Annotated in this window: 23 protein-coding genes; 14 read left to right on the top strand and 9 right to left on the bottom strand. The window is 37.7% G+C overall.

Annotated features, from left to right (window positions below; all coding sequences use genetic code 11):
- Window positions 1-2 precede the first annotated feature (2 nt).
- From HCU67_RS13145 to mazG, 3 genes are all read right to left on the bottom strand, one after another.
- The gene (locus tag HCU67_RS13145) at window positions 3-230 is read right to left on the bottom strand and encodes a hypothetical protein (protein WP_168553061.1); all 228 of its coding nucleotides are present in this window, start codon (window positions 228-230) and stop codon (window positions 3-5) included.
- Window positions 230-1543, bottom strand: a complete 1314-nt coding sequence (locus HCU67_RS13150) for an MATE family efflux transporter (protein WP_246865813.1) — start codon at window positions 1541-1543, stop codon at window positions 230-232. Before HCU67_RS13150 ends, HCU67_RS13145 begins: the two co-directional genes overlap by 1 nt.
- 113 nt (window positions 1544-1656) lie before the next feature.
- Window positions 1657-2442, bottom strand: coding sequence for a nucleoside triphosphate pyrophosphohydrolase (gene mazG, locus HCU67_RS13155; RefSeq protein ID WP_168553062.1), 786 nt, complete (start codon window positions 2440-2442; stop codon window positions 1657-1659).
- Window positions 2443-2589: 147 nt separating this feature from the next.
- Between mazG and bglX the strand changes: the two genes are divergently transcribed.
- The 6 genes from bglX to HCU67_RS13185 all read left to right on the top strand — a co-directional run bounded on the left by bglX (window position 2590) and on the right by HCU67_RS13185 (window position 9587).
- Window positions 2590-4836, top strand: a complete 2247-nt coding sequence (gene bglX, locus HCU67_RS13160) for a beta-glucosidase BglX (protein WP_168553063.1) — start codon at window positions 2590-2592, stop codon at window positions 4834-4836.
- A 267-nt stretch (window positions 4837-5103) separates the two neighbouring features.
- Window positions 5104-5790: an aquaporin Z gene (gene aqpZ / locus HCU67_RS13165; RefSeq protein ID WP_168553064.1), complete on the top strand. Its 687-nt coding sequence runs from the start codon at window positions 5104-5106 to the stop codon at window positions 5788-5790.
- A 141-nt stretch (window positions 5791-5931) separates the two neighbouring features.
- Complete coding sequence (locus HCU67_RS13170; RefSeq protein WP_168553065.1) at window positions 5932-6807, top strand: alpha/beta hydrolase; 876 nt, start codon at window positions 5932-5934, stop codon at window positions 6805-6807.
- The gene (locus HCU67_RS13175; RefSeq protein WP_210423708.1) at window positions 6771-7319 is read left to right on the top strand and encodes a DUF1643 domain-containing protein; all 549 of its coding nucleotides are present in this window, start codon (window positions 6771-6773) and stop codon (window positions 7317-7319) included. The genes HCU67_RS13170 and HCU67_RS13175 overlap by 37 nt, the downstream gene beginning before the upstream one ends.
- On the top strand, window positions 7312-7962 hold the full coding sequence (locus HCU67_RS13180; protein ID WP_210423709.1) for a GDSL-type esterase/lipase family protein: 651 nt from the start codon (window positions 7312-7314) through the stop codon (window positions 7960-7962). The genes HCU67_RS13175 and HCU67_RS13180 overlap by 8 nt, the downstream gene beginning before the upstream one ends.
- Window positions 7963-7967: 5 nt before the next feature.
- Complete coding sequence (locus HCU67_RS13185; protein ID WP_168553067.1) at window positions 7968-9587, top strand: family 20 glycosylhydrolase; 1620 nt, start codon at window positions 7968-7970, stop codon at window positions 9585-9587.
- A 63-nt stretch (window positions 9588-9650) separates the two neighbouring features.
- Here the strand turns inward: HCU67_RS13185 and HCU67_RS13190 are convergent, their stop codons facing one another.
- A complete protein-coding gene (locus HCU67_RS13190) occupies window positions 9651-11165 on the bottom strand; it encodes an NADP-dependent isocitrate dehydrogenase (protein ID WP_168553068.1) in 1515 nt (504 codons plus the stop codon).
- A gap of 165 nt (window positions 11166-11330) precedes the next feature.
- On the opposite strand from HCU67_RS13190, the gene HCU67_RS13195 reads away from it, so the two are divergent.
- Window positions 11331-13442 carry a glycoside hydrolase family 97 protein gene (locus tag HCU67_RS13195; RefSeq protein WP_168553069.1) on the top strand — a complete coding sequence of 704 codons (2112 nt, stop codon included), beginning with the start codon at window positions 11331-11333 and terminating at the stop codon, window positions 13440-13442.
- A 32-nt stretch (window positions 13443-13474) separates the two neighbouring features.
- Here HCU67_RS13195 and HCU67_RS13200 read toward each other — a convergent pair whose 3' ends face one another.
- Genes HCU67_RS13200 through ruvX form a run of 3 tightly spaced genes read right to left on the bottom strand, consistent with a single transcriptional unit; the run spans window position 13475 to window position 14958 of the window.
- Complete coding sequence (locus tag HCU67_RS13200) at window positions 13475-13909, bottom strand: DUF5606 family protein (protein WP_168553070.1); 435 nt, start codon at window positions 13907-13909, stop codon at window positions 13475-13477.
- 44 nt (window positions 13910-13953) lie between these two features.
- Entirely contained in the window at window positions 13954-14544 is a 591-nt protein-coding gene (gene def, locus HCU67_RS13205) for a peptide deformylase (RefSeq protein ID WP_168553071.1), read from the bottom strand.
- Between the two features lie 3 nt (window positions 14545-14547).
- Window positions 14548-14958 carry a Holliday junction resolvase RuvX gene (gene ruvX, locus HCU67_RS13210; protein WP_168553072.1) on the bottom strand — a complete coding sequence of 137 codons (411 nt, stop codon included), beginning with the start codon at window positions 14956-14958 and terminating at the stop codon, window positions 14548-14550.
- 95 nt (window positions 14959-15053) lie between these two features.
- Here ruvX and HCU67_RS13215 point away from each other — a divergent pair, with 95 nt between their 5' ends.
- Both HCU67_RS13215 and HCU67_RS13220 read left to right on the top strand, forming a co-directional pair.
- Window positions 15054-15869 (top strand): 2,3,4,5-tetrahydropyridine-2,6-dicarboxylate N-succinyltransferase, encoded by an 816-nt coding sequence (locus HCU67_RS13215; RefSeq protein WP_168553073.1) that lies wholly within the window; start codon window positions 15054-15056, stop codon window positions 15867-15869.
- A 10-nt stretch (window positions 15870-15879) separates the two neighbouring features.
- On the top strand, window positions 15880-16956 hold the full coding sequence (locus HCU67_RS13220) for a glycosyltransferase family 9 protein (RefSeq protein WP_168553074.1): 1077 nt from the start codon (window positions 15880-15882) through the stop codon (window positions 16954-16956).
- Here the strand turns inward: HCU67_RS13220 and HCU67_RS13225 are convergent.
- Window positions 16927-17451 carry a class I SAM-dependent methyltransferase gene (locus tag HCU67_RS13225; protein WP_210423710.1) on the bottom strand — a complete coding sequence of 175 codons (525 nt, stop codon included), beginning with the start codon at window positions 17449-17451 and terminating at the stop codon, window positions 16927-16929. The genes HCU67_RS13220 and HCU67_RS13225 overlap by 30 nt on opposite strands.
- 304 nt (window positions 17452-17755) lie before the next feature.
- Here HCU67_RS13225 and HCU67_RS13230 point away from each other — a divergent pair, with 304 nt between their 5' ends.
- Entirely contained in the window at window positions 17756-18550 is a 795-nt protein-coding gene (locus tag HCU67_RS13230) for a glycosyltransferase family 2 protein (RefSeq protein WP_210423711.1), read from the top strand.
- On the opposite strand, the gene HCU67_RS13235 is transcribed toward HCU67_RS13230, so the two are convergent.
- On the bottom strand, window positions 18529-19356 hold the full coding sequence (locus HCU67_RS13235; RefSeq protein WP_168553076.1) for a glycosyltransferase family 2 protein: 828 nt from the start codon (window positions 19354-19356) through the stop codon (window positions 18529-18531). The two genes, HCU67_RS13230 and HCU67_RS13235, sit on opposite strands and share 22 nt — an antisense overlap.
- A gap of 64 nt (window positions 19357-19420) precedes the next feature.
- Here HCU67_RS13235 and HCU67_RS13240 point away from each other — a divergent pair, with 64 nt between their 5' ends.
- The 4 genes from HCU67_RS13240 to HCU67_RS13255 are packed head-to-tail and all read left to right on the top strand — an operon-like array spanning window position 19421 to window position 23310.
- Window positions 19421-20491: a glycosyltransferase gene (locus HCU67_RS13240; RefSeq protein WP_168553077.1), complete on the top strand. Its 1071-nt coding sequence runs from the start codon at window positions 19421-19423 to the stop codon at window positions 20489-20491.
- Between the two features lie 2 nt (window positions 20492-20493).
- Window positions 20494-21315: a zinc-binding alcohol dehydrogenase gene (locus HCU67_RS13245; RefSeq protein WP_168553078.1), complete on the top strand. Its 822-nt coding sequence runs from the start codon at window positions 20494-20496 to the stop codon at window positions 21313-21315.
- Complete coding sequence (locus HCU67_RS13250; RefSeq protein ID WP_168553079.1) at window positions 21308-21868, top strand: L-threonylcarbamoyladenylate synthase; 561 nt, start codon at window positions 21308-21310, stop codon at window positions 21866-21868. Before HCU67_RS13245 ends, HCU67_RS13250 begins: the two co-directional genes overlap by 8 nt.
- 29 nt (window positions 21869-21897) lie before the next feature.
- A complete protein-coding gene (locus HCU67_RS13255; protein ID WP_168553080.1) occupies window positions 21898-23310 on the top strand; it encodes a CCA tRNA nucleotidyltransferase in 1413 nt (470 codons plus the stop codon).
- The last annotated feature ends 69 nt before the right edge of the window (window positions 23311-23379 follow it).

Genomic DNA, 23379 nt, shown 5'->3' on the forward strand with positions numbered 1-23379 from the left:
TTTTAATCCTCATAACGCGAAACTTCGCGGTCATAAAAAGCAACAGCAGCTTCAATAAGACTTTCTGCTTCAGTTGATAGTTCTTGTTCATCTTCTTGAGAGAATTCTTCAAGCCATTCAACCTCGTCATCTTCTAAGTTTATTACAAATCTCGGGTATTCGGTATGCACAATGTAAATGCCATTAGGGTAATCCGTATTATCACCTAGTAAAAATTTGGGCAGCTCCATCAAGAATTTTTAATGATTAATTTTTTCGTCATTATGTCGAATCGAATATACAATAATACCGCAGATACCGTGAGACCAGATAAGAGACCAATCCAAATCCCCGTACTTTTCAATTCGGTATGTAAGCCTAAATAATATGATATCGGAAAACCAACCAGCCAATAGGCAATAAAAGTAAGGGCCGTAGGTATTTTCACATCTTGAATGCCACGAAGGGCACCTAGAACAACTACTTGAATTCCATCTGAAATTTGAAAGAAAGCCGCCACCAACATTAATTTTGAGGCCAAAGTGATTACCTCTACATTATCTTTTTGATTTAAAAGGTCGTTTTCATCCAAATATAAAGTTGGCAACCAATCTCTAAAGAGCAAAAAGAATGAAGCGAAAGCGATTTCAATTACTAGGGTTAGAAAGAACACTGATTGCGCAATTCTTCTCAATTCTTTAAAATTTTGAAGCCCTTTTTGATTTCCTACTCTTACCAATGCCGCCACACTCAGTCCTATTCCGACCATATAGGTCATACTACTTAGGTTTAGTGCAATTTGATTGGCGGCTTGAGGGTTTTTACCAAGAACACCACTTAACCAGATAGCCCCAGTAAAGATGGCAACTTCAAAAAATACCTGCAGAGAGGATGGTAATCCAAGATTCAGTTGTTTTTTGAACATTTTGCCTTTAAGCGTTTTAAAATCGAAATTGGAAACAAACTCCTTGTACTCTTTTCGAATTCGTAAAGCAACAAAAAGAAAAATGAGCATTACGAATCGAGAAACCAATGTTCCCACAGCCGCTCCGATTATTCCCATTTTAGGAAACCCAAATGACCCAAAAATGAGGAGGTAATTGATAATTACATTTAAAACATTTGCGATAATGGTAGCATACATTGGGAGCTTGGTCTGCGACATTCCTTCAGAAAATTGACGGAATGCTTGAAAAATCAACATGGGTATAATTGAAAATGCTACGAGATTTAAATAAGGAATGGCCAGTTCAACAACTTCTTCAGGTTGCTTTGCTAGGTATAATAATGGCTTACAAGCCAATATTAACAGAAATAGACCAATGCCAAGAAGTGTGCATAACACCAAACCGTGTTTCAATACATGTTTTGCTTCGGGTTTGTTATTTGCCCCATCGGCCTCGGCAACAAGTGGAGTAATCGCTGTGGAAAATCCAATACCCACGTACATAAATGCAACAATCAGACTATTACCCAAAGAAACTGCGGCCAATTCTGCAGTACCTAACTGACCTACCATTATATTATCGGCAAAGGCCACAAAAGTATGACCTAACATACCCAGTATCACTGGATAGGCAAGTTTTAAATTATAGACAAACTCTCTGGTGTAATTATTGATAATTCGATTGGATTTTTAAACGTTTAGTTTTTTACTCGAAGAAACAAAGACTACTTTCAATTCTTAGAATTTAATTGTTTGGCCTCTTCCCAAAAGACATCCATTTCTTTCAAGGACATATCCATTAGGGTCTTACCGAGTTCTTTTGACTTTTCTTCTAAATATTGAAATCTTTGAATGAATTTTTTGTTGGTGCGCTCTAGTGCATTTTCCGGATTAACTCCTAAGAACCTTGCATAATTGACCATCGAGAATAAAACATCACCAAACTCCGCTTCAATTTTATCTTGATTGGAAGCTTTTACTTCTTCTTGCAACTCCCCCATTTCTTCTTGAAGCTTTTCAAAAACTTGTTCTGGTTTTTCCCAATCAAATCCAACGCCTGCAACTTTTTCTTGCACACGATTTGCCTTTACTAAAGCAGGAAGACTATTGGGAACACCTTCTAGGACACTCTTTTTTCCTTCCTTGAGTTTTATGTTCTCCCAATTTCGCTTTACATCTTCTTCATCGCTGACCTCAACATCTCCATAGATATGTGGATGCCGGTTAATCAATTTTTCACAAATGCCATTGGCAACATCGGCGATATCAAAATCCTCGGTTTCAGAACCAATTTTCGAATAGAAAACAATATGTAACAACAAATCACCTAATTCCTTCTTAACCTCATCAAGATCATTTTCCAATATTGCATCCCCTAATTCATAGGTTTCTTCAATCGTTAAATGTCTAAGTGATTGCATTGTCTGCTTCCTATCCCACGGACATTGCTCCCTTAGCTCTTCCATAATGGTTAGCAGACGATCAAAAGCAAGCAGTTGTTCTTTTCTGTCGTTCATGTTTTCGATTAATCAGTTAAAACTACAAAGCCCGTCTTTAAAGCCTCCTGTATAAGGAAAAAAGAATCCCAATGTTATTAACCAATAACTGACAATTGTCCTTTTTTTAGAAAGGGCTCCCCAATACCTTGCTCAAAATAAAAAGTCATGGTTCTTCAAAAGATTTTTAGCATTCTAGTAATTATAGCAAACACTACCTTTAACCTCATGGGGCAAACCGACTATGATAGACAAATTGAGGAATTAATAAACCAAATGACCTTACAGGAAAAAATTGGTCAAATGAACCTCTATTCTGGTTTTTACGATGTCACGGGTCCTGTGCCGCAACAGGGCTCTGCGGCTGAAAAATACGAGCACTTAAGAAATGGGTGGGTAGGCGCCATGCTTAATGTTAGAGGTGCAGTTGAAACCCGTAAGCTACAACAGATTGCTGTTGAAGAAACACGATTAGGTATCCCTTTACTTTTTGGTCTTGATGTCATTCATGGTCAAAAGACACTTGCCCCAATACCTCTTGCCGAGGCGGCTAGTTGGGATCTAAAAGCCATCGAAAATTCCGCACGAATAGCAGCAATTGAGGCTTCTGCCGAAGGTATACATTGGACATTTGCTCCAATGGTTGATATATCGCGTGATGCCAGATGGGGCAGGGTTATGGAAGGAGCTGGTGAAGATTCCTTTTTAGGTGCTAAAATCGCAGAGGCTAGGGTTAATGGTTTTCAAGGAGAAGATCTTTCCGCTACTAACACTATTGCGGCATGCGCCAAACACTTCGCCGCCTATGGGTTTGCAGAATCCGGTCGGGATTATAACACGGTAGACATTGGTTTGTATTCATTATATAATACGGTCTTACCACCTTTTAAGGCGACTGTTGATTCAGGGGTAAAAACTTTTATGAATGCCTTTAATACGCTTAATGGAGTACCTGCCACGGGAGATGCAAACCTTCAACGAAAAATTTTAAAAATGAAGTGGGGTTTTGATGGTTTTGTAGTTTCTGATTGGGGTTCCGTTGCTGAAATGCAGGCCCATGGATTTGCAAAAGACTCAACACAAGCCGCAAAATTGGCTGCAAATGCCGGTTCCGATATGGATATGGCTTCTGGTGTTTACCTGAAGAACCTTGCTCAATTGGTACAAGATGGTAAGGTCGATGAAGAAAAAATTGATGATGCAGTTCGCCGAATTCTACAGGTAAAATTTGAACTAGGACTTTTTGACGACCCATTTAAGTATTCTGACGAAAGACGGGAAATGGAAACCATATATCATCCTAACCATCAAGCTGCAGCATTGGAAATGGCCAAAAAGAGTATTGTTCTCTTAAAAAATGATGGTAAGCTATTGCCATTGAACAAAAATCAAAACAAAGTGTTGATTGTTGGGGACTTGGCCGATGATAAGAACAGTCCATTGGGAAGCTGGCGGTTAGCCTCTGAGGATGGTACAGCTGTATCTGTTATCGAAGGAATAAAAAATTACACTTCGAAATTTCAATATGTAAAAGGTCCAACAGCTTTTAATAGCGGTAGTTTTTTGAAAAATGTTGAAATAAATAGCACTGATACCACAGGTATAAGCGAAGCTGTAAACGCAGCGAAAAATGCCGAAGTGGTTGTTATGGTATTAGGCGAACATGGTTTTATGAGTGGTGAAGGAAGAAGTCGTACAAATTTGGAAATTCCTGGTATACAGCGAGAATTGTTAAAAGCGGTTCATAAGGTCAACCCTAATATTGTTCTGGTATTAATGAACGGGCGTCCGTTAACCTTGTCTTGGGAAGATGAACATATTCCCGCCATCTTAGAGACTTGGCATTTGGGTAGTCAATCAGGTAACGCCATAGCCCAAGTATTGTTTGGTGATTATAATCCTAGTGGCAAATTACCCATGACTTTTCCTAGAAACATAGGACAAGTGCCTATTTATTATAATCACTTTAGTACAGGTAGACCTGATAATAAAGAAGGGAATGTATTTTGGTCACACTACACAGATGAGCAGAATAGTCCATTGTACCCTTTTGGATATGGATTAAGCTATACAACTTTCGAATACAAGGATTTAACAATTGATACTACTGACCAAAAAACCATTAAAGTCTCTGTAATTGTCAGTAATGTTGGCACTATAGCTGGTGAAGAAGTTGTTCAATTATACCTACAAGACCCTTATGCCAGTCTTGTTCGCCCGGTTAGAGAACTCAAAGGCTTTGAAAAAATACAACTTCAGGCAGGGGAGTCAAAAACGGTTCATTTTGAGCTTACCGAAAAAGAACTGGGATTTTATAACCTTGATTATGAATGGATCGTAGAACCTGGAGATTTTAAGGTCATGGTCGGTCGTAACTCTAGAGATGTGCTTTCAAACAATTTCATTCTTGAGTAAAAGTACTTTGAAACAGTTTTTCTTGCGGTTTAGATTTGAACCAAATTGAAAAACAGCGGAGAAATCCACAAAATGTTCAACTGCGCCTTTAAGAATCGAAAAATCCTCTTTTAAAATTTTAATGTGACTTCTAGTTATTTAGGGTGTCAAAATTCTATAGTTGTTGTTTTTCAATTGAAAATCAGTCAACTATATTAATTTTTATGATTTCTAACCAAGACCTGGTTTCATAAGACTAGGTCGATTAATAACTAAAAACTATCTATTATGAAAAAACTCGTTGCAGAATTTATCGGGACTTTATGGTTGGTTTTGGGTGGCTGCGGTAGTGCAGTTTTAGCCGCTGCTTTCCCAGAACTCGGTATTGGTTTCGCCGGTGTTGCCCTTGCATTTGGACTCACTGTGGTAACTATGGCTTATGCCATTGGTCATATTTCCGGTTGCCATTTGAATCCTGCTGTGTCCGTAGGACTTTGGATTGGAGGTCGTTTCGACCAAAAAGACTTATTACCTTATATTATAGCGCAGGTACTTGGTGCAATTGCTGGTGCCGGAATCCTTTACTTAATAGTTAGCGGAAAATCAGGATTTGAAATTGGTGGGTTCGCTGCTAACGGTTATGGTGAGCATTCGCCAGGAGGTTATAATATGCTTTCTGCCCTTATAACTGAAGTGGTGATGACATTCATGTTCTTAATTATTATTCTTGGTGCAACACACCCTAAAGCCCCTAAGGGGTTTGCTGGTTTGGCCATTGGTCTGGGATTGGTTCTTATTCATTTGATAAGTATTCCAGTAACGAATACATCGGTAAATCCTGCCAGAAGTACAAGCCAGGCCCTGTTTGTTGGTGATTGGGCCATAAGTCAGCTATGGTTGTTCTGGTTGGCCCCGTTGGTTGGTGCCGCATTAGCAGGTTTGGTTTATAAATTTTTATCCCCAAATGATGCCTAATAGACATAAATTGTCTTAATGCGTAAAAGGTCTTTTTTTATAAAAGACCTTTTTTCTTTCTAAAACAGTACTTAGAAGCTTTTTATAAAGTCATTATTGTATCGGTTTCAAAATTGTATTTTTAGTTAAATTATTAATGCAATGAAATATCCCATATACCTTTTGACATTATTGCTATGTGTAAATATTTTTGCCCAAGAAATTGTTGAATTACCTGAAGAACATACCGGTGAAATTTTTTGGCCCAATTCCGAAAAGGAATATTTCTCGAAAATTTGGCAAACGGAGGTAGTTACCAATGTTTCTAAGCCTACAATGGAGGTTTTTAGACCTACCCCTGATAATAATAATGGTACCTCGGTAATTATCGCCCCCGGGGGCGGACTTTATGCGCTCAGCATAGAAAGTGAGGGCAATATGGTTGCCAAGTGGCTTAACGAGAAAGGAATTACTGCGTTTGTACTTAAATACCACCTAGTTCCAACTGGCGATGACGGTGTTGCTGATATATCAAAATTGGCTATGGAAAATCCTGAGGAAATTCGTGAGAAAGTGACGATGGTCATGCCCTACTCCATCCAAGACGGTTTAAATGCAATAAAGCATGTACGTAAAAACGCCAATGAATATGGTGTTAATCCAAATAGAATCGGATTTATGGGATTTTCTGCCGGCGGAGCTGTAACCATGGGTATTGGATATAATTATACCGAATCAACCAGACCAGATTTTTTGGTACCTGTGTATTTTTGGACAGATGCAATGCCAGTACAACCTCCAAAGCCTGATATGCCCCCAATGGTCATAATTTGTGCAACCGACGACCCACTCGGGTTAGCAAAAGGTTCTATAGACCTTTATACCTCGATGTTGGAAGCAAAAAAACCAGTGGCCCTTCATATGTATGCCAAAGGCGGTCACGGTTTTGGCATGCGACCACAAGGTCTGCCTTCCGACACTTGGATTGAGCGTTTTTATGAATGGAGTGTTTCACAAGGTTTAGTTCAAAACAATTGATAGACTTAAACTTAGAAAAAGGTGCGGTTTTCAGTAATTGCCTTAATTATAGGTTCTTACTTTGGCGATGTTGGGACAAGAAACTTCCAAAGGTTCTTTTTATTGGGTTGAATCCTTCTGTCGCAGATGATGTTAAGGATGATGCTACCACGAAAAAGCTCATTTCATTTGCGAAATTGAATGGATATGGCGGGCTGGTTTTAGGAAATTGTTTTCCATTTATCGCTACAAATCCAAAAAATCTAAATGATTATTCCTTTTTAAGGCAAAATGACAATTGGCTCAAATCAATTCGACCAAATCTTTCTGAAGTGGTCTTTGCTTGGGGAAACTTTAGCACGGTATACGAAAATAAGAGGGATGTTGATATGCAAAAACTCTTCCCCAGCGCAAGGATAATTTCCAAAAACAAAAATGGTTCTCCAAAACATCCACTTTATGCTAAATTTGGTACTATTACCGAGAACTATAGTTCAATCCGTAAAAAAGAATTTGCTAAGACCTATGTATAAAACCATCCTATTATCACTTTTTTTGCTCTTGAGCGGTCTTGTTTTTGGCCAGAAAAACGTTGGTTACTCGCAAGAAGTAAACAATATTCAAGAGCGAATTAAAAAAACCTGGAATCATAAAGAAAGTGCCATTGTATTTACAGGGAGTTCCAGTATTCGCTTATGGAAAGATTTACAAGAAAGGTTTCCGCAAACCCAAATATTGAATACAGGTTTTGGTGGCTCTGAATCGTATGACCTACTCGGGTATATCGATGAACTTGTCATCAACTATAACCCAAAAAAAGTATTTGTTTATGAAGGGGATAATGACATTGCCAACGGAAAAAAATGGAGGGAAATTCTAAATAATTTAGAAAGAATTACAGACAAAATACACAAAAAATTACCCAACACCGAAGTATATCTAATTTCAGCGAAACCAAGTATAGATAGATGGAAGCTTCGCAGAAAATACCGTCGTTTAAACAAAGAGATAAAGAACTATGCCCAAAGAGTGGCGCATGTAACCTTTGTCGATGTTTGGCAGGTTATGCTAAATGGCCGTAAACTAAATAAATCCTTATTTATTGAAGACGGACTTCACATGACCAAAGATGGCTATGACATTTGGGAAAAAGAACTCAAACCTCACGTTAACTAGAAAAAATGAAAAATCAACTAAGACTTGGTATAACCCTTTTGGTTACACTTTTGATAGTGGTATGTTGCGAACCGCCGAAGAAAAAAATTGAATATCCCAAGACCGATTTGTCACAAAACAGCCTTATACCCAAACCCCTTAAGGTAATACCCACAAATTCTGCTTTTGGACTTGATTCTAAGACAGCAATTTACACCAATCAAGTATTCGATGGATTCGAAGAAGTTGGTAATTACTTGGCAGAAAAATTAAAATCAAGACTAAACCTTGACATACCAGTGAATGAATTGGACGGCGAATCAATTGAAAGACTAATATTCATCAATCAATCAGATTCCCTAGAGATGACATCAGACGAGGCCTATGAACTTTATATCAAAAACGATTCTGTTTTGTTAAATGCGAAAACGGCAGCTGGTGCCTTTCGCGGCATTCAAACTTTAAGACAATTAATTCCGGAACAAAGTAATGATACCCTTGCTGAGCAACCAATGTGGCTCATTCCTTCAGGAAAAATTATTGATGAACCAAATTTTGAATATCGCGGTGCTATGCTAGATGTAGCACGTCATTTTTTCACAGTTGAAGAGGTAAAGCGATTTATCGATTTATTGGCATACTACAAATACAATAAGTTCCATATGCACCTGACAGACGACCAAGGGTGGCGTATTGAAATTATGTCGTGGCCAAAACTAACTGAAATCGGAGGTCAAAGCGAAGTAGGTGGTGGTGAAGGAGGGTTCTATACCCAGGAAGAATTTAAGGATTTGGTAGCATACGCAGCTGAACGCCATATAGAAATAATACCAGAAGTCGATATGCCAGGGCACACCAACGCAGCCAACCTAAGTTATCCAATATTTCATGCCGGAGGAAAAGCCGATAAACCCAGAGTTCGAACCGATATGCTGGTTGGTTACAGTTCATTTGCTGCTAGAAAGGATACCGTTTATGCCTTTTTGGACGATGTTGTTCGCGAAATTTCAGCAATTTCTCCGAGCCAATATTTTCATATTGGTGGTGACGAAAGTCATGTGACATCAAAGGCCGATTATATACATTTCGTTGAAAAAGTTGAAAAAATAGTACGTAAACATGGTAAACGTGCGGTGGGATGGAACGAAATAGCGCAAGCCAACCTAGATTCTTCGACGGTCGGACAATTCTGGAATGAACCAGAAAGTGCCTTGGAAACCGTAAAAAAGGGAGGGCAAATTATAATGTCACCAGCGACCAAGGCCTATTTAGATATGCAGTATGATTCACTATCGGAACATGGATTGCATTGGGCAGCCTATATTGAGGTAGATGAGGGATACAACTGGGACCCCGAAACCTTTGTTGAAGGTTTACCAAAAGAAAATATTTTAGGAATTGAAGCTCCTTTATGGTCTGAAACCATAAGTAATAGTACCGAGATGGATTATTTAGCTTTTCCTAGAGCCATTGGTTATGCTGAGTTGGGATGGACAAATTCCGAGGACAGGGACTGGGAGGAGTACAAAGAACGATTGGCTGACCAACAACCATTTTTAGATAGAAATGATGTAAATTATTATCCATCACAAAAGGTACCATGGAAAAAGAAAAAAGAAATCTACAAGAAAATTAGTAAAGATTAAAGCCGCCCTAAACACTAAATTCTGGACGGCTTTGCCTAACTAACACAAACTTTTTTCTAGCAATTATTCTCCCTGACCAAGTGAGAAACCACGCTGGCCGTCAAATTCGTAAAGGTTTTCTGTTTTAATTACATCGAAACCTTGATTGTTTAATTTTGATAAAAGGGCGACCACTTGTTCAAACTCGATTTCGGCATATTTAGGTTGGGCGCCATTTATTTTTGAATCGACACCTACAAACCTACAACGCCAATGGTCTGTGCAATAAGTCTCTTTTAAACCTTTAGGATATACCTTAACACCCCTATTTGTAATCATTTTTAATTTTAGACGATAGCTGCCCAATTCAGTTAAAAGGTCTCCTAATTCATTTGGATTTTCACCCTGCCAATCTATAAAGACATCCACACCAACTAAGTCTTTTTTCTGTTCTTTACGATTATAATCAGGTATCTGAATTGTACCTTTGCCCTTACTTAGTGAACTGATTGTCAAGTTATCGGGGTTTTTGCCTAAGTTTTCAATAACCTTTTCAGCAAATTCTTGGGTATTCGTCTTTTTCAAACTCACCCCCTCTTTATATATATCGGCAGTATGGTAACCCTGTTCCAAAGTCACTAACCATGCGTTTTTTACTTTATCCGCTATTTCTGGTTGACCAATGTGGGCCAACATTGCTACGGCAGCGTTCATAAGACCTGATGGATTTGCAATGCCCTGTCCTGAAATATCAGGAGCAGATCCATGTATCGCCTCAAACATGGCTACATTTTTACCAATATTGGCTGAGCCACACATTCCTACGGATCCACCAATTTCAGCAGCAATATCAGAAATAATATCTCCGTAAAGATTTGCAGTAACAATAACATCATAGTTCTCGGGTTTCGCGGCCAAACGTGCAGACCCGATATCAATAATCTGTGTTTTACTTTTTATTTCAGGATACTCCAATGCGATTTCATCGAATACTTTGTGAAATAGACCATCGGTAATTTTCATAATGTTATCCTTTACCATACAGGTTACTTTCTTGCGGCCATATACTTTCGCGTATTCAAATGCATAACGTACTATACGCTCACAACCTGGTCGGGTAATCAATTTCAAACATTGATACACATCTTGGGTCTGACGGTGCTCAATTCCTGCATAGAGGTCCTCCTCATTTTCCCTAATAATGACAACATCCATATTTGGAAAGTTGGTAGGAACATAAGGATGGAGCGCATTAACTGGGCGCACATTTGCAAAAAGACCCAACGATTTACGTAACGTTACATTTAAACTTTTGTAGCCTTTTCCTTGTGGTGTTGTTATTGGAGCTTTAAAAATTATTTTATTTGAATTAATCGCGTTCCAAGCGTGTTCACTTATACCAGAAGTGTTTCCTGACAAATAAACCTTTTCACCCAATTCTATAAATTCAGGTTCGATATTCGCTCCAGCCGCAGTTAAGACCTTAAGCGTCGCCTTCATAATTTCAGGCCCTATTCCGTCACCCATGGCAACTGCGATTTTAACTGGTGTATTTGTTGCTAGGTTTCTTTTTGTTACCGGAAAGACTTTTGTATTCATAGTTCACTCAGATTTGGGACAAATATTGTTGTTTTAATTCATAAAATATTATTTATTTATTTTAGATATAATATTAATATTTTTTATATATAATTAATTTCTTTAATTCTAAATCCCTGTATCTTAGGTCAATCACAACCGATTCCAATTAAAAAGATTCAAAAAATGAAGAGACTAATTTTAACGCTATTTTCACTTTTGTTCATTCTTATTTTTGGTTCATGTGCTAAAGAATCCTTGATAAGCGAAGTCACCTCACCTAAGGGTACAAATACAATTAATTTCTTCCTTTCAGAGCAAGGTGAACCCATGTACACCATAATCCATGAAAACCAAATGGTTATTGACACTTCAACTATGGGGTTTGAATTTAAAGATCAAGAATCCTTGAAAAGCGGATTGGAGTTGTTGAATATCACCAAAACTGTAGAGGATGAAATATGGGAAATGCCCTGGGGTGAGCAGAAAAAGGTTCGTAACCATTACCAAGGCATGATAGTTTCCCTTAAAGAATCAAAGACTCCGAATAGAAAACTAAATATCCATTTTAAGGCCTATGATGATGGTGTTGCGTTTCGTTATGAGTTTTTGGAACAGGAGGGTCATGACAGTATTACCATAATGGAAGAGCACACCGAATTTCAATTGACCGGAGACCATACTGCATGGTGGATTCCTGGTGATTGGGATATTTACGAACAATTATATAACACTACAAAAGTTTCTGAAATCGATGCCATCAGTAAGCGCGACCATCCTAATCTAGCGGCAACTTATATTCCTGAAAACGCGGTTAATACCCCAGTGACCATGCGCAGTGATAGTGGCCTACATTTATCTTTTCATGAGGCAAACCTTACGGATTATTCGGGTATGACATTAAAGGTTGATAATGAGGCCTTAAAACTAACTAGCGATTTGGTTCATTCTGACCGATTGGGTTATGCTGTAAAAACCTCATTGCCCGCTGTTACGCCATGGCGAACTATTCAAATTGCAGACCGAGCCGGAGACCTAATCGAATCCAGATTAATAGAAAACCTCAACGAACCCAATAAATTAGGCGATATCTCATGGTTTAGTCCAATGAAATATGTTGGTATTTGGTGGGAGATGCATTTAGGGCTCTCAACTTGGGACCTTGAGGCAACCCAAGCGGGTGGTATGACAATTGATGGTGGTGATGTTAAGCATGGGGCAAGTACCGAAAACACTAAAAGATATATCGATTTTGCTGCTGCCAATGGATTTGGAGGTGTTCTGGTAGAAGGGTGGAATACCGGCTGGAATTATTGGATTGGCTTTGAAGACCGTGAAGGGGTATTTGATTTTATAACACCTTATTCAGACTACGATTTGGGTGAGATTTCCGAGTATGCTAAAAACAAAGGTGTCGAAATCATCATGCATCATGAGACTAGCGCCGCTCCGAGGACCTATGAAAAACAAATGGACGCTGCCTATAAGCTCATGCAAGAAAATGGTATGCATTCGGTGAAATCTGGATATGTCGGTAAAATCATACCGAAAGGAGAATACCATCATGGGCAATGGATGGTTAACCACTATCGTAAGGCATTGGAAAAAGCTGCGGAATATGAGGTTGCAGTGAATGCGCACGAACCAATCAAACCAACAGGTTTACGAAGACATTTACCGAACACCATATCAGCTGAAGGATTAAGAGGTCAAGAATTCAATGCCTGGGCTACAGATGGTGGCAATCCCCCAGAACATTTACCCATCGTTGCTTTTACGCGAATGTTAGCTGGCCCAATAGACTTTACACCAGGCGTATTTGAAATAGCGTTACTGCAAAAACCAGACAATCAAATCAATACAACCCTAGCGCAACAATTGGCACTATATGTGGTTATCTATAGCCCGATTCAAATGGCTTGTGATTTACCTGAAAACTATGCAGGCCGACCAGCCTTACAATTTATTCGTGATGTTGGTGTCGATTGGGAACAGAGTAAAGTACTTAACGGGGAGGTGGGTGATTTTGTAACCATAGCCCGAGAAGAACGAAAATCAGGTAATTGGTTTGTTGGTGGGATTACAGATGAAAATGCCCGTGAAATGACCATTGATTTTGATTTCCTCCCAGAGGGGAAAATATTTAAGGCCGCCCTATATCGAGATGGAGTCGACGCCCATTACCGTAGCAATCCACAAGCTTTACAAATAGAACAGTTAGAAATTAAAAAAGGGGATAGCAAGACTATAAAACTAGCTCCTGGAGGCGGTTTCGCAATTAGTTTAATCGCTAAGTAAAATAGCCATTAGGGAAATTATGAGACAGGTTTTTATTCCTCCTCACTAGATGACTTGGTCCCATCTTCATCATCGGTTTCAGAGAAATCCGTTATACCTTGGTCATGAAGTATGTTGTACCACTGAATAATTTTTTTGATGTCGCTAGGGTACACCCTATCTTCATCATAGTTAGGTAATATTTCAAAAAAATATTCTTCAAGCTTTATTTTTTCTTCCTTATGCCCTATTGAGGTCTTCCCGCCTTTTTCCTTATCCTTTATTTTTTGAAATACCTCACGCAGTGGAATTTCCTCTTCCAAAGTATAAATGGCAATTTCGGAAAGCATGCTAACATTATTACGCATTCCAACAGCAACCCGTTTGCCATCAATCAAGGATTCTCCTACAAAACCAGTTCTTGTCTGGGTCAATAACTTGTACAACCCCGGTTTACCACCAATAGCCAATATCTTTTCTAGTGTCATTTCAAAGCAATTTTAAAGGCGCAAAAATAAAGTTTTTATAATGTCTATCGTCCCTTTTTTAAGTTCGGAAATCGCATTTTGTAGTCCACATTGATTTTTCCTTTTGAAATTTTTTCAAGCCTACTTTTTAGCAATCTCTTTTTGAGTGAGGACAGTTTGTCTGTGAATAAAATACCTTCTATATGGTCATACTCATGTTGAATTATCCGCGCAGCAAGACCTGAATACCGCTCTGTTATCGGATTTAAATTCTCATCTAAATACGAAATTTTTATTTCTGGTTTTCTGACCACATCTTCCCGAATATCAGGTATACTCAAACATCCTTCATTAAAAGCCCATTCTTCGCCCTCTTCAATTTCGATTTTGGCATTTATGAACGTTTTCTTGAAATCTGAAAGCTGATTTTGTTCTTCTTCACTCAAATCCTCATCATCTGAAAATGGAGAAGCATCAATTACAAATATTCGGAGCGGAAGACCTACCTGTGGACCAGCTAGACCAACCCCTGAAGCCTTATACATGGTTTCGAACATATTTGAAACCAATACCTCAAGATTGGGGAAGTCTTTCGGTATATCTTTTGCTTTTTTTCGTAAAACGGGATCTCCGTATGCTACAATCGGTAGTACCATAAATTATTTTCTATCTAGATACGACTGTAATATCAAGGTCGCACTTATCTTATCAATTTCACCTTTCACTTGGCGTTTTTTCTTCTTCATTCCTCCAGCAATCATTGCCTTAACCGCCATTTTTGAAGTAAACCTTTCGTCTTGGCGTTCAATAGCAATCGATTCAAATTCATTTTTTAATTTCTGAATGAGTGGTTCAATGAGTTTTTCTGATTCTGAAGGACTACCATCCATCTGTTTTGGTTCACCTATAACCAACAACACCACGTTTTCAGTCGCAATGTAATCTTTCAAAAATTGAATCAGATTTTCTGTTTCTATCGTCCTTAATGGCGAAGCTATCATCTGTAATTCATCAGTGACAGCGACTCCAGTGCGTCGCATTCCAAAATCCAAACCAATTATTCTACCCAATCGAAAATTTTGGTAAAAATAACGCAAATTGTTATCCTTCTAAAATTGTCGGTTTTATTCTGATTGCCTAATTATCTTTGCCAAAATTCGATTTTATGACCGAGCTGAGAGCACGTATTGAAAATGCATGGGATAATCGTGAATTGCTGAAAGAAAGCAATACCCAAGACGCCATTAGAGAGCTAATAAACCTTATTGATAAGGGAGAATTGCGATGTGCCGAACCCACAGAAACCGGATGGCAAATAAACGAATGGGTTAAAAAGGGGGTAGTACTATATTTCCCAATTCAAAAAATGGAAGTTCTTGAAGCCGGAATTTTTGAATACCATGATAAAATTCCTTTAAAAAATAATTACAAAGAACGAGGAATCCGGGTTGTACCCCATGCTGTAGCAAGACATGGGGCTTTCATAGCGCCAGGTACTATATTGATGCCAAGTTATGTAAATATTGGGGCTTATGTTGACGCAGGAACTATGGTGGACACTTGGGCCACTGTTGGTAGTTGTGCACAAATAGGCAAAAATGTGCACTTGAGTGGCGGTGTTGGTATTGGAGGAGTGTTAGAGCCATTACAGGCGGCACCTGTAATTATTGAAGACAATGCCTTCATTGGTTCACGTTGCATAGTTGTTGAAGGGGTTCATGTTGAGAAAGAAGCCGTTTTAGGCGCAAATGTTGTTTTGACCGCCTCTACCAAAATCATTGATGTTACTGGTGATAGACCACTAGAAATGAAAGGCAGGGTGCCCGCTGGTTCTGTTGTTATTCCAGGTAGTTACACCAAAAAATTCAATGCCGGCGAATATAATGTTTCTTGTGCCCTTATTATTGGTAAACGCAAAGAGAGTACGAACAAGAAGACTTCACTCAACGATGCGCTTAGAGAATATGATGTAGCAGTCTAAAGCAAAAGTCTTGAAAAAATACTTGGTCATTCAACAAAAAATGGTGGGAGATGTTCTACTGAGCTCTTTGTTGTGTGAACATTTAAAATCCAATATTCCAAATTGCCAAGTTCATTTTTTGATACATGAGCATACAGCTGCAGTAGTACAGGAAAACCCATTTATAGATGAGCTAATCAAGTTTAAACCCATTCATCGAAAAAATAAAATCCAATTTCTAAAATTTATAAAAGAGCTTCGAAAAGAAAATTACGAGGCTATCATTGATGTTTACTGCAAATTGGAAAGTAATATCATAAGCCTTGGACTTCGCGCACCACTTAAGATTTCTTATAACAAATGGTATTCCAGTTTTATTTATGATAAAACTTTTAAGAGAGGTAAGCATCCAAAGACCGAAATGGGTGATGCAATCGAAACACGTTTGGTTCTTTTAAATCCAATTTTGGAGCAATTAAAAAATCCAAAAGAAATACCTAAAATCCATCTTTCAAACGAAGAGATATCTAATGCGGAGCAGTTTTTAAAGACGAATCATGTCGACTTGACCAAACCCTTTTTAATTGTAGGGGCTTTAGGGAGTAGTAATTTAAAAACTTATCCCTTTAGATATTTAGCAAATTTGCTAGATACGATAATAGCTCATAAAGAAATAACAATAATTCTTAATGCACTTCCATCACAGAAAGAAGAACTGGCAACACTTATTCAAGCATGTTCTGAAAAAACCCAAAAGTTCATTCGAGAAGATATCTACATTGCTGATTTACGTTCTTTTCTAGCTGTGCTTTCGCTAGCTAAGGGTTACTTTGGCAATGAGGGAGGTGCTGGTAATATGGCCCGTGCCCTAGGCATACCGAATTTTTCAATTTTCTCGCCATGGATATCAAAAGATGCGTGGATTACTGATAAATCGAACAAAAGTAATGTCGGTGTGCACCTCGCCGATTTTGAACCTGACTTATTGAACATCTCGAAAACCGATAGAAAAAAAAGTGCACCGGAGTATTACAATCGATTGCGACCAGACCTCATAAGGCCAAAACTTGAAGCATTTTTAATAAGGGAAATCTTCTCGGACCAATAGTACTTGGTAAGCCTCCTCTTCAATTCTCCATCCGTTTTCAAGCATGTAGGCAATAACTAATTTGCCTTTACCACCATTGGGTAAATCACAATCATCAATCAAAACAATTGATTTATCATGAAGCTTGTTTTCAATAGCCTTGAATTCTTTCAAATGATGTTCTTGACTCTTCTTCTGAACTTCAACATTGCTGCTATAATCATAACTGTCTAAATATAGAAAATCAACCTTGTCGGCAAATGCATCCAAAAAAGCAACTGAATCAGATTCGTGGATTTTAACCCATTCGTTTAATTTTTGTTTGTCTACCTCGGTTTGCGCATTTGCAACAGACTTTTCGTTAATATCTACGGAGTGAAGAAAAGCGGCATTCTCGCTGGCCCATTTACCAAATACGATAGTGGCGGCTCCGTTGCTCTTTGCGCCCTTGAGACCTTCTCTTGAAGTTCCAGTCTCAATCATCATTTTGGCCTTGGTCTTTGAAAGCAAACCCATTACCTTACGAAAGGTGTTCCTCCTTTTACGGAAATCATACTTAAATGGCATGAAAGGATAAAGAGATTTATGCTTTATAAATTTTCCCATGAGGAAAGCAAAAACTCCAATTGCGGGAAGCCATAGAAACCAATAATTCATTGTATAAAATTATTTTTCAAATATACCCAACCTTTTCTGTTACCATGAATCTTATAAGTAAAGATAAATGCCGAAAGAATTTTCTGTACTACCGAATAATAATTAAGGATTTTTTTTGTTATAATTTTGCCGCTTTTAACCAAAAACCAAAACTATTGCTGATTTGAATACCCCATCTAAGAAATTATCAGCCCTTGTAATTACTTACAATGAAATCGGATACATTGAAAAATGTATTAATGCTATTTCCTTTGCCGATGAAATTATCGTAGTAGATTCATACAGTACCGATGGTACTTTTGAATATCTAGAAAATCATCCTAAGGTCAAGGCTATTCAACATCCTTTTGAAAATTTCACTGCTCAAAAGTCTTTTGCCATGAATCAGGCAACCAATGATTGGATTTTATTTGTCGATGCAGATGAGGTTGTTTCCGATAAGCTTCAAAAAGAAATTAAGAGTACGATTGAAAACCCGAATGCCTGTGAGGCCTATTGGTTTTACAGAAAGTTTATGTTCAAAGACAAACATTTGCGTTTCAGCGGTTGGCAAACAGATAAAAATCATCGTCTCTTTAGAAAAAGTAAAGTAAAATTTACTGATAAAAAATTGGTTCACGAGAGTTTAGAGGTAGATGGTTCTTCTTGTATATTGAATGAAAAGCTAACGCATTTTTGTTATAAAAACTACGATGATTACAAAGGTAAAATGCTTAAATATGGTCGCTTGAAAGCGAAAGAAGCATTTTACAAAGAGAAAAGTTTCAGCTATTTCGCCATGTTATTCAGACCAGCATGGAAATTTTTCAACCACTACATTATTAGACTTGGAATACTTGATGGCAAAAAGGGTATAATTGTCTGCTATCTAAATGCCTTGGGTGTACTCGAGCGGTTTAAAGAATTAAAAAGATTGGAGAAAAAAAACGAACTCACCTATTTTTTGGTGATGCCGTAGTCCGTCCAAGATAAATTTTCTTGTCTAGTTGTCTTTCTGATTGCTTGATTTTTAGCTATCGACTCTGGAGTTTTATAACCTCGTTTGTGATCTAGATGCACACAAACAGCACTATATCTCAACTGTTTTGATTTAATTCCTGAGTTAAATAAACGTTCCCCTAACTCCCTATCTTGACCACCATATTGCATACGTTCATCAAAGCCATTTACTTCTAGAATATCGGACTTCCAACCAGAAGAGTTATGACCATTCCAACTAGCATTGGTCGGAGTCATTGCATTTAAGAATCTTGATATGAAACCACTGGCAGTCAATTTGTTGTTCTTAAAGGTTTTAGGAATACCCTTCTCCTTTAACCAGTTGATATTAAAACAATTTTGGGCTTTAATATCTTCTTTGGAAATCAATTGCGAAATATTCATCGGCAACATGTAGTATCCGCCTGAAATGAAAAACCCCTCTTCTTTGTTTATATAGTGAACTTCTACGAAATCCTCTCTAGGAATGCAGTCCCCATCACTCATAATTATGTAATCGGCGTTGCACGCAAGTAATGCCTTATTTAAGATTCGTGATTTTTGAAAACCATCATCTTCCTGCCAGACATGAACGATGTTATAAAAAACCTCCTCCTGCATTTGTTCTAACAGGGCCTTGGTTTTTGGTCCGGACCCATCATCTGCTACAACCACTTCAAAATTTTTGAAAAGTTGAAAATTATACCCCCAAAGAACTTTTTTAAGCCATTCTTCTGAATTATAGGTGCTAATTATAACCGAAATTTTTGGAATAGGTTTTTCCATAGTGTTCATTCCGACAAAAATATGAAAGTATGATGGTTTATATTTATTCCCTCAAACCGGAAGATTGTCAGTTATTGTATTTTTTTGCCCAACGGACACTTGGGGTGGAGTTGAAAAAAACGTTTTGCTCCGAGCCAAACAGTTCGGTCTTCGAGGATATGATGTTCATATTGTCTTGTTGAAAAACACTTTCAAAGAACGCTTCAAGAATTTGACCAATGTTTCGGTTATTGAAATATCAAGCAGGGGTGGCGATTTAAATCTATTTGTTATTATCAACTACTACCGATTGTTGAAAAAACTTAAGGCCAAGGTTGCTTTTGCTGCTTTAAAAAAAGACTGGTGGTTGGTTAGTTTTGCAGCGTACCTTGCAAAAATTCCCAAAATCGTTCTTTATTTAGGAATTAAACGGACCATTAGAAATGGATTTAAATACAAATTGGTATTCAACTTATTCAATTCTAAAGTTTTAGTGAATAGTGATTCCTTAAAAAACCATCTGATTAATTCCAATACGCTTTTCACTACAAAAAATGTTTACCGGATTTACAACGGTTTTAAAATCCCTGTTGAACGCAATCAAAACTCTGACCTTAAATCGAAATTAGGTCTGCCTGAAGGTGCTTTTATCATAGGATGTGCCGGAAGATTTAGCCTACAAAAAGGATTTGACCAATTACCCAAAATCATATCTCATCTTCCAGAAAACTTTCATATTGTACATGCTGGCGAAGGACCACTTAAAAATGAAATACATGAATTGGTCGCACAATCAAAATTTTCAAATAGAATTCATTTTTTAGGTTACCAAAATAATATGTCAGCTTTTTTTAGTGGATTGGATACCTTTCTTCTTTGTTCTCGGTTTGAAGGAATGGCAAACGTTCTCAACGAAGCCATGAGTCATGGCAAACCAGTAGTTTCGACTCGTGTTGAAGGAAGCGAAGAATTACTGGGCTTTGGCAAATACGGCATCATAGTTGACATTGATGATACGAAATCCATGGCTGAGGCCTTAATAGGAATTGAAGGAAATTCGATAGAATTTAATCCCCTAGTTTTACGGCAAAGAATTGAAAACGATTTTTCAATAAAGCAGATGATTGACAATTCTGAACTTCTCTTTTTTGGTTAATTATGAAATTAAAAGAACTACCTATTTCCTTATTTCAAGAAATAAATTTGGGCTATATCCCACCCCAAAAGTTGATTTCCAAAAAGGAAATACTTCCGGTTATTGTATCCTTAACGACGATTATGCCAAGACTTAAGAAAGCGCATTTGGTCATAAGGAGTATTTTAAACCAAGATCAAATACCAGAAAAAATCATATTAAATATCAATACCAACCTTGAAGCGCACATTCCTAAATCACTTCGTAAACTAGAGGGTGAACGATTTGAAATACATTATTCCGAAATGGATTGTCCGCACATGAAATTGATACCTACGTTAAAAAGGTTTCCCAATAAAACTATCGTAACCTGTGACGATGATTTGTACTATCAGAAAAATTGGTTGAGTTACTTATACGAGCAACATCTGGAGCATCCAAAGAACATAGTTAGTAATCAAAGTAGGATAATTAGTTTTTCACCAAAAGGGGATTTGCTTCCCTATAAAGAATGGCCAACAATTTTTGATGCTTCGATTAAAACCAAAAGTCTTCTCCCCATAGGCTCATCCGGAACCATATATCCTCCCAAAGCCTTAAATGAACGTGTTTTTGATGAAGCGTTGTTCCAAGAACTTGCACCAAAAGCGGATGATCTTTGGTTCAAAGCAATGTCCTTAATGAATAATACCGAATCAATTCAATCAAGCAAATTGACAAAGGAGCCATTACCAATTTTTGGCAGTCAAATAGTTTCCTTAAAAAAACAGAATATTGGTCAAGACAAAAATAGGACTCAATGGTTGGCGCTGACCAACTTCTTCAATTTAAAACTGAATGACTGAGGAGATTAACAAATGTCATGAGGTCTTGAAAAATGGGGGGCTGATTTGTTATCCAACCGACACGGTCTGGGGTATCGGTTGTGATGCTTCAAATGCTTCGGCCATTGAAAAATTATTTGGGCTTAAAAAAAGAAATGAACCCCATGAATTCACATGTCTTGTAGCGAATCAATCGATGCTCGAAAGGCACGTTGAGGAAGTACCGAAATTGGCCTACGATATCATTGACTTAGCATCTAAGCCTACGACAATACTATATGATGAACCCAATGGTGTTGCCAAAAATTTAATATTGGAAGACCAAACTTTAGCAATAAGGGTCGTAACCGACAAGTTCTGTCAATATCTTATCAATAAATTCAAGAAGCCAATTGTATTTACTGCTGCCAATTTTAATGGACAACGAATACCAAAATCGTTCAATGACATCAGTAAAGACATTTTAAATGGTGTTGAGTATGTGGTAAATTTGCCCTTGGAAAATAGAAAATCACAACGCTCCACGATAATAAAACTATCGGTTGACGGAAAGGTTAAAGTTATTAAGACCTGATAAAAAATTCTAGGTCTACAAAAATATAAATGAATCACAAAGAGGCAATTCAACATAAAGTATTCAAAATTATAGGCAGCACCGCAGATGAGCTAAGCCTTGAATGCTATGTAATTGGGGGGTTTGTTCGCGACTATTTTTTAGGAAGAAGCCAAGTTAAAGATATTGACATTGTGGCCATTGGAAGTGGAATTGAACTGGCACGAGCAGTTGCAAAAAAGTTATCAGGAAAACCTGAAGTCAAGGTTTTCAAAAATTTTGGCACTGCAATGGTCAAATCAGAGGGGTTGGAATTGGAGTTTGTAGGTGCAAGGAAAGAAAGTTACCGAAGGGACAGTAGAAAACCTATCGTTGAGGATGGTTCTTTAAAAGATGATCAAGAAAGACGGGATTTTACGATTAACGCCTTAGCACTATCCTTGAATAAGGAAACATTCGGAGATTTGTTGGACCCTTTTCAAGGAATTTCAGATTTGAATAAAGGTATAATACGAACTCCTTTAGAGCCAGGTATAACATATTCCGACGATCCTTTGCGAATGATGAGGGCCATTAGGTTCGCCACACAGCTCAATTTTACTATTGAACTTAAGTCCTTAAGGGCAATAACAGAAAATAAAGATCGGATTCAGATTATTTCAAAAGAGCGTATCGTAGACGAACTCCATAAAATTTTAATGAGTGAAAAGCCTTCGAAGGGATTTGAATTAATGCACAAAACTGACCTTTTAAGATATATTCTACCTGAACTTAAGGCACTTCAGGGAATAGAAGAGGTAGAAGGGCAAAAACATAAAGATAATTTTTGGCATACACTTGAAGTAGTCGACAATATTGCCGCGACCACTAATAACCTTTGGCTTAGATGGGCTGCGCTACTACATGATATAGGAAAAGCCCCTACGAAAAGATTTGACAAAAAGATTGGTTGGACTTTTCATGCACATGAATTTGTAGGCAGCAAAATGGTCTATAAACTTTTTAAAAGACTCAAAATGCCATTGAACGAAAAAATGAAATTTGTTCAGAAAATGGTCTTAATGAGCTCTCGGCCAATAATACTATCCGAAGCTCACGTTACCGATTCTGCTGTTCGTCGATTGGTATTCGATGCGGGTGAATTTGTAGAAGATTTAATGACTCTTTGTGAAGCTGATATCACTACGAAAAACCCAAAAAAACAACGGAAATACAAAAACAATTTTAAGCTTGTACGCCAAAAAATAATTGAAGTTGAAGAACGGGATAGAATACGAAATTTTCAACCTCCAGTTACAGGTGAAGAAATAATGAAAACCTTTGACCTTAAGCCATCAAAGGAAATTGGCATTATCAAAGAAGCTATAAAGGAGGCAATATTGGAGGGTGTAATCCCCAATGAACACAGAGCGGCACATGAATTTATGCTTGAGAAAGGAAAGGAGCTGGGGCTGAAAAAATAAGTTTTGGTTCTATAATTTTCTTAATGGGGAATCAAACCATATTTTTTTAGCTGATTGACCATTTTGATT

The organism is Croceivirga thetidis, assembly GCF_012272815.1.
Classification (GTDB): Bacteria; Bacteroidota; Bacteroidia; order Flavobacteriales; family Flavobacteriaceae; genus Croceivirga; species Croceivirga thetidis.

Coding starts and splice junctions, on each gene's coding strand:
- HCU67_RS13200 (WP_168553070.1), bottom strand. CDS start 13,909: ATGACACTAGAAAAGATATTGGCTATTGGTGGTAAACCGGGGTTGTAC.
- mazG (WP_168553062.1), bottom strand. CDS start 2,442: ATGAACGACAGAAAAGAACAACTGCTTGCTTTTGATCGTCTGCTAACC.
- HCU67_RS13195 (WP_168553069.1), top strand. CDS start 11,331: ATGAAGAGACTAATTTTAACGCTATTTTCACTTTTGTTCATTCTTATT.
- HCU67_RS13225 (WP_210423710.1), bottom strand. CDS start 17,451: ATGGGTTTGCTTTCAAAGACCAAGGCCAAAATGATGATTGAGACTGGA.
- HCU67_RS13250 (WP_168553079.1), top strand. CDS start 21,308: ATGACTGAGGAGATTAACAAATGTCATGAGGTCTTGAAAAATGGGGGG.
- HCU67_RS13175 (WP_210423708.1), top strand. CDS start 6,771: ATGGAGTGTTTCACAAGGTTTAGTTCAAAACAATTGATAGACTTAAAC.
- aqpZ (WP_168553064.1), top strand. CDS start 5,104: ATGAAAAAACTCGTTGCAGAATTTATCGGGACTTTATGGTTGGTTTTG.
- HCU67_RS13145 (WP_168553061.1), bottom strand. CDS start 230: ATGGAGCTGCCCAAATTTTTACTAGGTGATAATACGGATTACCCTAAT.
- HCU67_RS13170 (WP_168553065.1), top strand. CDS start 5,932: ATGAAATATCCCATATACCTTTTGACATTATTGCTATGTGTAAATATT.
- HCU67_RS13185 (WP_168553067.1), top strand. CDS start 7,968: ATGAAAAATCAACTAAGACTTGGTATAACCCTTTTGGTTACACTTTTG.
- bglX (WP_168553063.1), top strand. CDS start 2,590: ATGGTTCTTCAAAAGATTTTTAGCATTCTAGTAATTATAGCAAACACT.
- def (WP_168553071.1), bottom strand. CDS start 14,544: ATGGTACTACCGATTGTAGCATACGGAGATCCCGTTTTACGAAAAAAA.
- HCU67_RS13235 (WP_168553076.1), bottom strand. CDS start 19,356: ATGGAAAAACCTATTCCAAAAATTTCGGTTATAATTAGCACCTATAAT.
- HCU67_RS13215 (WP_168553073.1), top strand. CDS start 15,054: ATGACCGAGCTGAGAGCACGTATTGAAAATGCATGGGATAATCGTGAA.
- HCU67_RS13190 (WP_168553068.1), bottom strand. CDS start 11,165: ATGAATACAAAAGTCTTTCCGGTAACAAAAAGAAACCTAGCAACAAAT.
- HCU67_RS13255 (WP_168553080.1), top strand. CDS start 21,898: ATGAATCACAAAGAGGCAATTCAACATAAAGTATTCAAAATTATAGGC.
- HCU67_RS13180 (WP_210423709.1), top strand. CDS start 7,312: ATGTATAAAACCATCCTATTATCACTTTTTTTGCTCTTGAGCGGTCTT.
- HCU67_RS13245 (WP_168553078.1), top strand. CDS start 20,494: ATGAAATTAAAAGAACTACCTATTTCCTTATTTCAAGAAATAAATTTG.